Source organism: Hydrotalea flava, assembly GCF_001623405.1.
Lineage (GTDB): Bacteria > Bacteroidota > Bacteroidia > Chitinophagales > Chitinophagaceae > Hydrotalea > Hydrotalea flava.
The window spans coordinates 34,514-47,991 of sequence record NZ_LUHG01000087.1; the positions used below are offsets into that span (position 1 = coordinate 34,514).

Below are 13,478 nucleotides of genomic sequence, written 5' to 3' on the forward strand. Positions count from 1 at the left end.
GAATAATTAATTCCATGGTAAAAATTTTTCTTTTTGAATGGTTAATAACCGTGGAGGTTGGCTGTTTAATTTTTCACCATTCATTACCCTTGCATATTTTTCTAAGTAGGCTTCCGTCATTTTTTCTGCATTAAACATATCTCTGGCATATTCATGACAACGGATACGGCTATAACTTTCACTGTTTTCAATAGCTTTGGCTAATTCCACTGCACTACTACTTAAAAATCCAACATCCGGTTGGATAATTTCCGGTAAAGAACCATACGGTGTACCAAATACCGGGCAGCCAAAGTATAAGCTCTCTGTTAATGCAATGCCAAACGGCTCGTGCCAGCGAACGGGAAATACCAAACCTTTGGATTGGTTTAATAAACGATTTTTTCCCTCGCCACCTACCATTCCGTAAAAATGAATACGCGGACTGGTGGTGAAACGAAAACCCATTCTAAAATTTAATCGGTTGCCACCCAAAATCATTAATTCTTCTTTTTTGGTTAACAAAATGGAATGAATGGCCCCTTTTACATTCTTTACCCGCCATGCCGCATCGCCTAAAAAATGAAACTGTTTTCTTTGATTATTTAAATCAGGCTTTCCATAATCATCCCAATCCATACCATTGTAAACAAAAGAGTTGGAACCAAAACGTGCCGCATGGTTTTTTGAAACAAATACGGTATTGATATCCAGCAATGTTGCATCATTTACATTGCCTTGCATATTAAATATGTATGGTTTTGTTATTTCTTCTCTTGGCATTAGATTAAAGTGTACAACATCAGCACTCTCAGGAATTTGTTTATTAATGGGCTTTTCAGGATTTAAAACAATAATATCTGCAAAAGATGAGGTAGAACCGGCCGGCACCAGAAAGGTTACTTTGTTCCCCTTGGCCGCTAAAGTTTTGCCGAGATACCAAATTGCTCTTTCTGTTCCGCCATATTTTAGAACAGGAATTTTAGTGTTGTGTACAATTACAATATGCATATTGAGAAAGTTGAAAGATTTAAAAGTAATGATAAAAATATTGCCAGGTAAAAAAGGTGCTCAGAAAATAAAATAGATTTTGGCATCAAACAAAAAGTTCATTGTTTAAATGCATAAATACTATATGCCGGTTGTTGGAGAAAATTGAAACAAAAATTTATTGAATCAGCTTATACAATGTAAAGATGCCGGTTAATAAAATTAAAATAAGCACAATTTTTTTAAATTGTTTTTCTGAAACATGGTTTAAAATTTTCTTGCCAATATACGTGCCAATAATGCTAACTACTAACAGAATTGGAATTAAATACAAATCATGATTATGAACAAAACCATTGTGCCAGTATACCAAACTTCTGGAAGCATCAATGCCCAAATCAATAATGGCAGAAGTAGCAATAAACACATCTGTTTGTAAATTAAAAGCACTGAGTACCAATGCCCTGATGGCTCCGCCGGTACCTACCAATCCGGCAACAAATCCTGAAACAGTGCCGCCTGAAATGGCATTCAGCTTTGTGGGTTGTATTTTTATATTTTTGAAATACAAAAAAAACACACTAATTATAATTAAAAAAATTGATAATGTAATTTCTAATATTCGCGTAGCAATAAATTGAGTAATCCAGGCACCTACTATTACAAACAGAACCGCGGGAATACCCAAATAGATAATCAGCATGGTATTAATGCCTTTTCTAAAAAATGCTATTTTAGAAATATTGCTTGATACATGAAACAATGCTGTAATGCCTAAAACAGACTGAAAGTCTAAAAAATAGGAGGCAATAGGAACAAAGAATAAAGAAGAACCAAACCCGCCAACCGTTCCGGCTATTTCGGCCAACAGTGCTAAAAATATAAATAGATATAAGTTTCCCAAATTTTGACGATTGCCAGATGAATTTTAAATGTAGTTATTTATTCAAAATTGTTGAAATGATTATCTTATTTCTCAACAAATTATTTAGCAACTTTTAGTAATTCTTCAAATTTGGGTTCGTGAATAATGATGTCTGCATGATGACTCACTAATTCATCTTTTGAGCAAAAGGCAATACCCATTCCCGCCTCTTTAATCATACACATATCATTTAAGCTATTGCCAACAGCAATGGTGTTTTCTCTTTTAATTTGATGCTTGTCTAATATGGCCAACATTGCGTTTGTTTTGCAAACCGCATGCCTGCAAAGGCTGTTTTTTCTGCTATACCAGAAAGAAGGTATTTTTACTTCGCCGGTGCAAATGCTTTTCGAAAATTCTAATTCATTACCTAATGAAAAATGCATGCCTAATTTATTTTTAAAATAATTGGTAATGCAATCATAGCTGTATGAAACAACCCCAATCAAATAGCCTCTGCGTTTAAGTTCGTCGATAACTTCTGCTGCATCTTCTACAATCGGAATATCATCATCAGCTATTTGAATAAGTTCGCCAAATGATTTTCCCTTCAATAAAGTAGTTATTCTTTTTGTAATTGCAACAGGGTCAGTTTCGGTTGTCCGAATATCCATTATTTCTTTTTTTAAAGCATATTTTTCCGCAAAAGCATCAATAAATCTGCCTTTTAACAGGATATTATCCATGTCGAACAGAATCAGTTTTTTTGTTTCGGGCAAGTATTCTGTTAATGCAAATTCCATCTGAGAGCGAATTTCATTCATTACAGACAGCTCTTCTAAATTATAATGAGCATTTTTTGAACGGGCAGCTTTTAAAATAATGGTTTGTGCTACTTCTTTACTCATTTTGCCCAATGCATGCCAGGGTTTACTTTTATTTTCTATATAACCAATTTCAACTTCTTTCATGCGTACATGCATAAAGTGCATATCTATCAAAATGCCAATATCTACGCCATAATCATCTCTAAAATCAATTTGTTCAAATAATGCTTTTTTGCCTGCAATCATACCGCTTAAAGGTTGGCTGAAGCGCATAAGTTCAGGGAAAAAAATGCTTAATAGTGGTTTGGCAACCAGTTCTGTTACTCTGCCGGCGTTTCTGTTGAAAGATGATTTTACAAAATCAACCTCATTTTGTAAAATAGGTTGTGCAAGTAATGGTATGGTAAAATGTGGGTAAGGATCAATATCGCCATCTAAAAACAAAACAATATCATTTGCGGCACATAAAACGCCATCTTTCATTGAAGCGCCTTTGCCTAATTTGGTGCTAGTAATAACTTTGGCACCGGCTTGTTTGGCTAAGGTAACGGTATTGTCGGTTGATTTATCATCAACCACAATTACTTCTGTTACCAATGGGTCTGATTGTGCAAATTGCACCACTGCAACAATATGTTCGGCTTCGTTTAAAGTGGGTATAATTACGGTAACCATGTGTAAACGTTTACTGGTTGAAAAGAGTGTATCCAATTTCCAGACTAAACAAATGGTTGGAAAGATAATTATTAAAAATTACTGAATATAGTTAAATAATTAATAATTATATCCTGTGATTCAGTGGGTGCAATAAAAAAACCTTCGGTTTGGGTCCGAAGATGAGTACTTAAAATTTTTTGAAAATGTTACAGGTATTTATCGCCTTTGTTGCGTTTTATTTCGGCTACGTACTCTTTGATAGCCTGTTCTTTCTCTTTTTTGCAAATCAGTAAAACATCGGGGGTATCTACAATTATGCAATCATCAATACCTTGCACTACCACTAATTTTTCCCGCTCGGCACTAATCATACATTTGGTGGCATCTATTACAATTACATTATCGCTAACAACGGCATTGCCCAAATAATCTTTATCTAAATTTTCGTAAGCACTGTTCCAGGTACCTAAATCACTCCACCCAAATGCAGCCGGTAAAACATATACATTATCGGCCTTTTCCATAATCGCAAAATCGATGGATATATTGGTACAAAGGGGATAAATGCGGTGAATGGCATTTTTTTCTTCGGGAGTATTTAAATTGGTTTTTTCTGCATCAAACAATTCAAACATTTCGGGCTGGTATTTTTCAAATGTGTGTAAAACAGTGGAGACTTTCCAAACAAAAATGCCGGCATTCCATAAAAAATCGCCACTGCTTAAGAAAGTTTTGGCTAATTCTAAATTTGGCTTTTCGGTAAAAGTTTTTACTTTATAAATGCCCGATTTTATTTCATGTGCATCGTGTTGAATGTAGCCATAACCGGTATTGGGATAAGTTGGTTTAATACCCAAGGTAAGCAATGCCTGATGTTCTGTAACAAATTTTAAAGCCTTTAAAGCAATTTTTTGAAAGGTGTCGCTGTCTAAAATCATGTGATCGCTTGGCGCTACAATTAATGCAGCATCCGGATTTTCTTTTTGTAGTTTAAAGGCAATGTAGGCAATACAGGGTGCGGTATTTTTCCTGCTGGGCTCAGCAATAATATTGTCAACATTAATTTGTGGCAGTTGCGTACTTACAATGTGGGTGTACTCTTGCGAGGTAACAATAAAAATATTTTCAGCAGGAATAAAGGAAGCAAAGCGTTCATACGTCCACTGAATTAAAGTTTTGCCGGTATTTAAAATATCTAAAAACTGTTTAGGGTAAGCAGTTCTGCTTTTGGGCCAGAAACGGCTGCCAATTCCGCCGGCCATAATGGCTACATAATAATTTTTATTCACGTTAAATCATTTGCTTTTTTAAATAATACCTTCTCTCACTAAATCGTGCAGGTGAATAATGCCTAAATAGGTATTGTTTTCTGCAACAATGAGTTGGCTAATATCGTATTTTTTTAATACTTCCAATGCTTCTACTGCCAGCGTATCCGGAGCAATGGTTTTGGGTTGTGGGGTTAAAATATCTGCAGCATTAATGTTTTCGAGCGTACTGCTTTTATTCAACATTCTGCGCAAATCGCCATCCGTTATAATTCCAATAATGGTATTGTTTTTTTGTACTACGGCAGTAGCACCCAGCCTTTTTTGTGTAATTTCTACAATTACTTCTTTTAAGCTTGCGTTGGGCAGTACTTTGGGCTGCGGGTTATGTACATACACATCTGCCACTTTCAGGTACAATCGTTTACCCAAATTGCCGCCGGGATGGTATTTGGCAAAATCTTTCCCGTCAAAACCATATAAAGTCATCAGTGCAACAGCCAAAGCATCGCCCATTACCATTTGTGCAGTGGTACTGCTGGTGGGTGCCAGATTATTGGGACAAGCTTCTTTTTCAACACTGCATGGAACAATGAATTGCGCCTCTTTTGCCAAAAAACTATCTGTTGCACCTACTAATGCAATAATCGGGTTGCCGAAATTTTTTATGAAAGGTACCAGTACTTTAATTTCAGGGCTTTCACCACTCTTGCTTACAATCATTACCATATCATCTCGCTGTACCATGCCCAAATCGCCATGTATGGCATCGGCGGCATGCATAAAAAGAGCGGGTGTGCCGGTTGAGTTAAACGTGGCCACAATTTTTTGGGCTACAATGGCGCTTTTGCCAATGCCGGTAACTACAATCCGGCCTTTTGATTGGTAAATGGCCCGCACTGTGGCTTCAAATTGTTCATCTACAAAACCTGACAGCCGCTGAATAGCAGCGGCTTCAATTGCAATGGTTTCTTTGGCTTTTTGAATAATATGCTGGTTCATGCCTCGCAAAGGTAAACTTTAACAACAAACTCTTGCGTTTACAGTGTTGCTTTGTTAACTTCGCCCACCTTTTTAAAAACAGGCGCTTTTTTCTCACTGTAAAAAAATAAAATCTGCTTGATTCAGAAAAAAGTTGTACTTTAAGAATGCACTTTGCATAAAAAATTAAAAGGATAAATCTTTTCCATACATGGCAACAACAAAGAAAAAAAATGAGGCTACTGCTACTGCCAAAAAACCAGCAAAATCCAAATCTTCATCATCTGCTAAAAGTAAAACGTATAAAAAATCTGTGCCTCTTGCCGATTTGCAAGCGGCGCTTCAAAACCATTTTGGGTTTTCGGAATTTAAAGGGAAGCAATTAGATGCCATACAAAGTATTTTAAGCGGACAGGATACATTTGTAATTATGCCTACCGGTGGCGGAAAAAGTTTATGTTACCAATTACCTGCACTAATGCAGGAAGGATGTGCCATTGTGGTATCGCCTTTAATTGCTTTGATGAAAAATCAGGTAGATCTGGTGCGCAGTTACAGCGAAAAAGATGATGTGGCGCATTTCTTAAATTCATCTCTCAATAAAGGACAAATAAAAGCAGTAAAAGAAGATTTGCTGGCCGGCAAAACCAAATTATTGTATGTAGCGCCTGAAACATTAACCAAACAGGAAAATCTCGATTTTTTTTCCGATTTAAAAATCTCATTTTTTGCTGTAGATGAAGCCCACTGTATTTCAGAATGGGGGCATGATTTCAGGCCGGAATACAGGCGGTTAAGAGAAATGATGGATATCATTAATCCTGATATTCCTGTTATTGCACTCACTGCAACTGCAACGCCTAAAGTACAAAGTGATATTGTAAAAAATTTATCATTACATGAACCCAACATATTCATATCTTCTTTTAATAGGGCCAATTTGTATTATGAAGTAGTGCCAAAACTCAGCAAAGAACAAACCATTAAAAGCATTGTAAAATTTATTAGCGGCCACAAGGGTAAAAGCGGCATTATTTACACCCTTAACCGCAAAACAACAGAAGAACTGGCCGATCTGCTGGTGGCCAATAATATAAAAGCAGTGGCGTATCATGCCGGGTTAGACCAAAAATTAAGGGCCGAGCGGCAGGATAAATTTTTAAATGAAGATGTGCAGGTAATTGTTGCTACCATTGCATTTGGAATGGGTATTGATAAACCCGATATCCGGTTTGTAATACATTATAATATTCCCAAATCAATTGAAAATTATTATCAGGAAACCGGACGTGCAGGACGCGATGGGATGGAAGGGTTATGCCTGCTTTATTATTCGCATAAAGATGTGTCTAAATTAGAACATTTAATGCGCGATAAGCCCCTGAGCGAAAGAGAAGTGGGCGCACAGCTTATTAATGAAACCGTTGCTTATGTAGAAAGCAGTGTGTGTAGAAGAAAAATTTTATTGCATTATTTTGGTGAAGACTGGCCCGATGAAAATTGCCAGAATTGCGATAACTGCAAGCATCCGAAAGAAAAAATAGAAGCCAAAGAAAATGTTGTAAAGTTATTAAAAGTGGTGAAGGCTTTAGATGAGCGTTTTGTTACCGACTATGTTGTGAATGTGGTAATGGGTAAATTAACGCCGCAAATTGCTATGTTCCGCCACGAAAACCTAACAGAATTTGGTATTGGTAAAGAGCAGGATAGTCATTACTGGAATAGCCTTATTCGGCAAGCCTTGTTAGAAAATTTAATTAGAAAAGATATTGAAGAATATGGTTTGTTGAAACTGACCGAAAAGGGTTTGCAATTCTTAAAAAAACCGGTATCCTTCAAAATTGTGTTGAATCATTTATTTGAGGAAGGTACAGATGATGATGATGACAATGAAAATGCTTCACAAACAGGGGCTGCTGCTGATGATGTGTTGTTTGAAATATTGAAAGACCTGCGTCAGAAAGAGGCCAAAAAGAAAGGATTGCCACCCTTTGTTATATTCCTCGAAAACTCTTTGCAGGATATGGCCACATTGTATCCTACTACACTGGAGAAATTGGAGAAATGCCAGGGTGTTAGCAAAGGGAAAGCGTTGAAATACGGCAAACCCTTTGTTGAGCTGATTGCTAAATATGTAGAAGAAAACGATATTGTTAAGCCAGATGATTTTGTGATGAAGAGTGTGGCCAATAAAAACAATAATAAAATTTACATTATACAAAATGTTGATAAAAAAATTCCATTAGAAACCATTGCAAAAAATAAAAATCTGCAATTGCATGAGTTGTTAGAAGAAATGGAAACCATTGCAGCCAGTGGCACCAAATTAAATTTAGACTATGCTATTGATGAATGGTTAGATGAATATGAGCAGGAAGAAATATTGGATTATTTTAAGGGCTGTGAAACAGCTTCATTGCAAGTAGCACAGCAGGAGTTGAGTGAAAATGGTTTTAGCTGGGAGCAACTCAAAATTATGCGCATTAAATTTTTGAATGTGTACGGTATGTAATTTTAAAAACATACAAATATGGTGAATGCAGCTGCTTTTAAATGCGGCTGCTTTTTTCTTTTTCACTTTACATTCTTCCATTCAAATAACAGATAACAGAGCTTCTGATCTGCTGCTTGTTTTCGGCTTTGTTTTGAGTATTGTTACGCCTCATAACTTTAATAGATATTATCAATTTTGGTGTGTTATAAAAAATCATTCTTTTGGGTGAAAGCCTACGTGTAATCTTATTGAAGGCATAATTTTTTTGTATTCCATTAAACTTAACATTCTTTTTTCCATCTATCAGGCAACAAATTTTTTAAAAAGATTGTCTAATAGTTTGAAAGCAGTGCATCAACAAACAATTATTTATACTTTTTTTCAATTGGGGGTATGTATCAATAAGATGGCCTTGTTTTTTAACAGGGCCTTATTTTTGTTCTGATAGAAATGCAGCTTTTCGCAACGCAACATTTCCCCGGATATTTACATAAAAGAAATTAAAATCGGCAATATGGTAGTTTTTAGTGTGCAATAAAAAGCTGCCAAAAAAGCGGGGTTGCTGCATCCATAAAATATTCTTTTCTACAATGGCATTTACCACATGCGGTATTACCTTATTGAAGTTTTTTAGAACAGCTCCTTCATTGACAAAACGAGTGGCATCAGGTTCGTCGGCCTTCCAGGTTAGCGGATTGGTAACAATGGCTTTAAACGGTTCTCTGTTTACATAAACAGGTGTATAGCCTTCTTTAAAGCTGCGCCAGCTGCATATACAACCTGTTTGTTGCGGTGTTGAACAGGCATTCAGTGCTTTAAATTGACATTGGGCAACCGGCATTCCCACCACATAAGCTACTACCAATTGTTGTTGCAGGGGTTTATCATCAAAAAATTCTTTTAATAACTGAATGGCATGGGTAGAACCCTGACTATGCGATACAATAATAATGGGCCTTCCATGATTCCAGTGTTGTAAATAATATTCAAAAGCTGCTTTTATATCGGTATAAGCTTCTTGAAAAGCTGCCATGGCGTGCAAGCTGTCTGCCCTGTTTTTGGGAAAGTATGCACTTAAATGAGCCTGCCTGTAACGGGGTGCAAAAATTCTACCCGCAGCGTTAAAAATGCTGGCCTGGTAAAGTATGGTGCTGTAATCTGTTTTAGCATTCAGTTTGGCATTGTTAATGAGGGCATTCCATCCAAAGCTTTTTTCTTTTTCGGTATAGGTGGTTGGATGAATAAAAAACACATCAGCGGTTGAGTCGAGTTGATAATTTGCACTTAACGGCTTGGGCACACTATCGGCCGGATCTTTTTTGTAAGGATGGGCAGCCCAATCGTTTAAATTAGAATAATCAGGATTAGCATTGGAACTAAAATAAGCCTCACCGGAAGGATAATTTTTTGCCATTTTGTAATAAGGCCGGTTACATGCAAACAACAATGTAAGGAAACCGATTATCAGAAAACGCATGTTTTATTTTTGAAATAAAATTAAGCAATTAGTTTACGCCTAATGCTTTTGTGTTTTTTTATTAGTAGAAAAGATTTACTTATAAGTATCATTTGTGTAGTTAAAGAAATGCCTACATTGCTTCTTCTTAATAACTGTGCGTAAATTTGCTTAATTTATACCCTTAATTTAACACCCCTAACACAACACATGTTTTTATTACGGCATCTGTCTTTTTTAAGAACAGTATTTTTTTATAGTGTAACTGCATTTGGTGGTCCGCAGGGTCATTATGCCATGATGCTGAAAACATTTGTTCAAAAGCGAAAAGATGTTACCGAACATGAATTATTAGATTTATTGAGTTTTTGTAACATGTTGCCTGGTGCCTCTTCTACACAAACCATTACTTTAATTGGGTACAAACGCGGTGGTATTCCATTGGCTATAATTACTTTGCTGGTTTGGATTGCGCCCGCCAGTTTTTTAATGGGCGCCTTATCATTTCTGCTCAATTATCTGGATGGGATGGGTATTAATATTGCCTTGTTTAAATTTATACGCCCAATGGCAATTGGTTTTGTGGCTTTTTCTGCGGTTAAAATGTACCATGTTGCCATTCACAATACCATTACCCGGGTAATTATGGTAGTTGCTGCCATTGCAACATATGTAGCATTTAAAACACCCTGGATTTTTCCTTCATTAATTGTATTGGGTGGCATTGTAACCAATTTCAGCGATAGAAGAATTCCACAGAAAGGTGAGCCTCCCAAACAAACCAAATGGGGTAATTTGTTGATTTTTTTATTAATTTTTGCAATTGCCGGTTATTTGTCAGAATCGGCTACACGACAAAACTGGCAATACAGAAAAGCCTTTAACCTGTTTGAAAATACTTACAGAAATGGCAGTCTGGTTTTTGGCGGAGGCGATGTGTTGATACCCATGATGTATGAGCAATATGTTACCCGTCCCGAATCGAAACAAGTATTAGAAAAAAGAAGAGATGTTTTAAAAATGAATCGGGATGAATTTTTAACTGGCTCGGGTATTGTACGTGCCATTCCTGGCCCGGTATTTTCTATCGGTGCATTTGTGGGTGGTATGGTTTTAAAAAGTGAAAACGATCCCACATTGCAGGTAGTGGGTTGCGTTTTAGGCGCTATCGGCCTTTTTGTGCCCAGTGCATTGCTGGTACTTTTTTTCTTTCCGGTATGGCATAACCTAAAAAAATATGCGGTTATTTATCGTTCGTTAGAGGGTATTAACGCTTCGGTAGTAGGTATTATAGCAGGTGCTACTTTTTACTTAATTAAAGATATTTTGTTTGTGGAATTATGGAACCTGCAAATGAATGGATTTTTAGATATTGGTGTAGTTATTGCAACATTTCTTATTTTATATTACACCAAAATTCCGCCGCCTGTTATTGTGGTGATTTGTTTGTTATTGGGCTGGATGCTCTGAAAGCATAAAAATTCAACATTGATTTTTATCAAATAATCTCCTTTCTATCAGTCATTTTCATGCATGAAATTACAGACATCTTTTTATTTTGATAAATTGTGCAATACTTTGCGGATACGCATTATAAAACAATATTCATTTTAGTTATTTCCATCAAAACTTGCCTTCATGAAAAAAATGCTTGTTTCTATCACATTATGGTGTTTTGCATCAATTGCCATTGCCCAACATCATGAAAGTACAAAAGGAATCAATATTATTCCTATTCCTGTTTCAGTGCAGGAAGGTATGGGCAGCTTTACTTTATTGCCCACTGCTACCATTAGTTACACCCCCACTGCTGCCGTTAAAGAAATTGCCCAACAAATGCAACAAAAAATTGCCTGTGCTACCGGATTTTCTTTGGCAGAAAGCAAAGGCCTTTCAAATGCAACCATTCAATTACAAATATTGACTAAACGCGATACTGTTTTGGGTAATGAAGGGTATCGTTTACAGGTTACCCCTACCGCAGTAATCATCAAAGCAAACGAACCCGCCGGTTTATTTTATGGGGTACAATCTTTATGGCAGTTGTTGCCTGCTGCCATTGAAAGCAAAACAATAGTGAATCACATAAACTGGAAAATTCCGGAGGTAAGTATTCTGGATTATCCGCGTTTTGTATGGAGAGGTTTAATGTTTGATGTAGCCCGGCATTTTTTTACCAAACAACAGGTAGAAGATTATATTGATGAAATGGCAAAGTACAAATTTAATATTTTGCACTTACACCTAACCGATGATGAGGGCTGGCGCATTGAAATAAAAGGATTGCCCCGTTTAACCGAAGTAGGCGCATGGAATGTAAAAAAGGTAGGTTATTTTGGCACATTTACCCCTCCCAAACCTGATGATCCCAGAAATTACGGCGGTTTTTATACCCAGGATGATATTAAAGAGATGGTAGCATATGCGCAGAAAAAATTTGTAAATATTTTGCCTGAAATAGATGTACCCGGGCATAGCTTGTCGGCCATTGTTTCTTATCCCGATTTATCTTGCACGCCAGGTGCCGATACGTACCATGTTCGCTCAGGCGAGGAAATTATGGATTGGTCGCATGGAGCCCCTCCTATTGCACTGATTGATAATACACTTTGCCCTGCCAATTCCAAAGTATATACTTTTTTAGATACTGTATTTACACAGATAGCTAAGTTGTTTCCCTTTCCTTACATACACGTTGGTGGCGATGAGTGTCCTAAAAACTTTTGGGAAAAAAGCCCTGCCATTCATCAACTGATGCAGAAAGAAGGGTTAAAAACCATGGAAGAAGTGCAAAGCTATTTTGAAAAAAGAATTGAAAAAATTGTTGAATCGAAAGGAAAGAAATTGATGGGTTGGGATGAAATTTTGGAAGGTGGATTGGCACCCAATGCTGTAGTAATGAGCTGGCGTGGCATGAAGGGTGGCATTGAAGCCGCTAAAATGAAACATCAGGTAGTTATGAGCCCAACCACTTTTGCATATTTGGATTATATGCAGGGCGATTCAATTATTGAGCCAAGAGTGTATGCTACTTTGCGTTTAAATAAAGCGTACTCATTTGAGCCTGTTCCCGATAGTGTAGACAGTAAATATATTTTAGGTGGTCAGGCCAATTTATGGACAGAGCAGGTGTACAATACCCGGCATTTGCAATACATGACCTGGCCCAGAGCTTTTGCAGTATCTGAAACAGTATGGTCGCCAAAAGCCAATAAAAACTGGCTCGATTTTGTAAACAGGGTAGAACACCAGTTTAAAAGATTGGATATTGAACAGGTAAAATATGCACCCAGTATGTATGATCCCATCTTCACTGCCACTAAAAATGCAGCAGGTGGTTTGCAAATTGAATTGGCAACCGAAGTGCCCAACCTGCAAATACATTATAGTTTTGATAATTCATTCCCAGATCAGTTTTATCCGGTTTATTCCTCCCCATTAACGCCACCTGAAGATGCGGTGATGTTAAAAGTAATTACTTACCGTGGTAATAAAGTAATGGGAAGAATGATAGCCATGCCCATCAAAGAGTTAAAAAAACGGGCGGGTATTCAATAAAATTTCTGCAACACCAAACATTTCGTAAACAAAAAGCGCCGTTTTCTTTTAAAAGTTAAACGGCGCTTTTTTATGAATACAGGGATAATAAGGAGAAAGGGTTAATAAAAGTTGCTGATAAGCGGGCAGAAAAAATGGGCTTGAGTGAGGACGAAATGGCTTTTTACAATACGTTGGAAGTAAATGATACAGCCGTTCAGGTTTTAGGTGATGACCAACTCGGAATGATTGCCAGAGAGATTGCAGAGAAGGTAAAAGCCAATGCAACTATTTGATTGGACAATAAGGGAAAGTGCAAGGGCAAAGCTGAAAGTAGTGGTGAGAAGAACTTTAAAGAAATACGGCTATGCTTCGGATAAAGAGTAAAAAGCCATTGATATGGTAATACAACAGGCAGAGGTAT

The 13,478-nt window shown here is 36.9% G+C and carries 9 protein-coding genes and 1 pseudogene; 4 read left to right on the plus strand and 6 right to left on the minus strand.

The window, feature by feature from the left end; genetic code table 11:
- Positions 1 to 6: 6 nt before the first annotated feature.
- From A0F92_RS10255 to A0F92_RS10275, 5 genes are all read right to left on the minus strand, one after another.
- Positions 7 to 990 (minus strand): glycosyltransferase, encoded by a 984-nt coding sequence (locus A0F92_RS10255; RefSeq protein ID WP_068245287.1) that lies wholly within the window; start codon positions 988 to 990, stop codon positions 7 to 9.
- A gap of 157 nt (positions 991 to 1,147) precedes the next feature.
- A complete protein-coding gene (locus tag A0F92_RS10260) occupies positions 1,148 to 1,873 on the minus strand; it encodes a sulfite exporter TauE/SafE family protein (RefSeq protein WP_068245290.1) in 726 nt (241 codons plus the stop codon).
- A gap of 80 nt (positions 1,874 to 1,953) precedes the next feature.
- A complete protein-coding gene (locus tag A0F92_RS10265) occupies positions 1,954 to 3,336 on the minus strand; it encodes an HAD-IB family phosphatase (protein WP_068245294.1) in 1,383 nt (460 codons plus the stop codon).
- Between the two features lie 188 nt (positions 3,337 to 3,524).
- The gene (locus A0F92_RS10270) at positions 3,525 to 4,607 is read right to left on the minus strand and encodes a mannose-1-phosphate guanylyltransferase (RefSeq protein WP_068245297.1); all 1,083 of its coding nucleotides are present in this window, start codon (positions 4,605 to 4,607) and stop codon (positions 3,525 to 3,527) included.
- An 18-nt stretch (positions 4,608 to 4,625) separates the two neighbouring features.
- A complete protein-coding gene (locus A0F92_RS10275) occupies positions 4,626 to 5,588 on the minus strand; it encodes a KpsF/GutQ family sugar-phosphate isomerase (protein ID WP_068245300.1) in 963 nt (320 codons plus the stop codon).
- A 190-nt stretch (positions 5,589 to 5,778) separates the two neighbouring features.
- On the opposite strand from A0F92_RS10275, the gene recQ reads away from it, so the two are divergent.
- Entirely contained in the window at positions 5,779 to 8,079 is a 2,301-nt protein-coding gene (recQ, locus tag A0F92_RS10280) for a DNA helicase RecQ (RefSeq protein ID WP_167517014.1), read from the plus strand.
- A 412-nt stretch (positions 8,080 to 8,491) separates the two neighbouring features.
- On the opposite strand, the gene A0F92_RS10290 is transcribed toward recQ, so the two are convergent.
- Entirely contained in the window at positions 8,492 to 9,475 is a 984-nt protein-coding gene (locus tag A0F92_RS10290) for a DUF3089 domain-containing protein (RefSeq protein WP_167517015.1), read from the minus strand.
- A 252-nt stretch (positions 9,476 to 9,727) separates the two neighbouring features.
- Between A0F92_RS10290 and chrA the strand changes: the two genes are divergently transcribed.
- From chrA to A0F92_RS16075, 3 genes and pseudogenes are all read left to right on the plus strand, one after another.
- Positions 9,728 to 10,987, plus strand: a complete 1,260-nt coding sequence (gene chrA, locus A0F92_RS10295; protein WP_068245310.1) for a chromate efflux transporter — start codon at positions 9,728 to 9,730, stop codon at positions 10,985 to 10,987.
- Between the two features lie 168 nt (positions 10,988 to 11,155).
- The gene (locus A0F92_RS10300; protein ID WP_068245313.1) at positions 11,156 to 13,075 is read left to right on the plus strand and encodes a beta-N-acetylhexosaminidase; all 1,920 of its coding nucleotides are present in this window, start codon (positions 11,156 to 11,158) and stop codon (positions 13,073 to 13,075) included.
- A 155-nt stretch (positions 13,076 to 13,230) separates the two neighbouring features.
- Positions 13,231 to 13,441 (plus strand): annotated as a pseudogene (locus A0F92_RS16075) (type I restriction enzyme endonuclease domain-containing protein).
- Positions 13,442 to 13,478: the final 37 nt, after the last annotated feature.

Coding starts and splice junctions, on each gene's coding strand:
- A0F92_RS10255 (WP_068245287.1), bottom strand. CDS start 990: ATGCATATTGTAATTGTACACAACACTAAAATTCCTGTTCTAAAATAT.
- A0F92_RS10265 (WP_068245294.1), bottom strand. CDS start 3,336: ATGGTTACCGTAATTATACCCACTTTAAACGAAGCCGAACATATTGTT.
- A0F92_RS10275 (WP_068245300.1), bottom strand. CDS start 5,588: ATGAACCAGCATATTATTCAAAAAGCCAAAGAAACCATTGCAATTGAA.
- recQ (WP_167517014.1), top strand. CDS start 5,779: ATGGCAACAACAAAGAAAAAAAATGAGGCTACTGCTACTGCCAAAAAA.
- A0F92_RS10290 (WP_167517015.1), bottom strand. CDS start 9,475: ATGGCAAAAAATTATCCTTCCGGTGAGGCTTATTTTAGTTCCAATGCT.
- chrA (WP_068245310.1), top strand. CDS start 9,728: ATGTTTTTATTACGGCATCTGTCTTTTTTAAGAACAGTATTTTTTTAT.
- A0F92_RS10300 (WP_068245313.1), top strand. CDS start 11,156: ATGAAAAAAATGCTTGTTTCTATCACATTATGGTGTTTTGCATCAATT.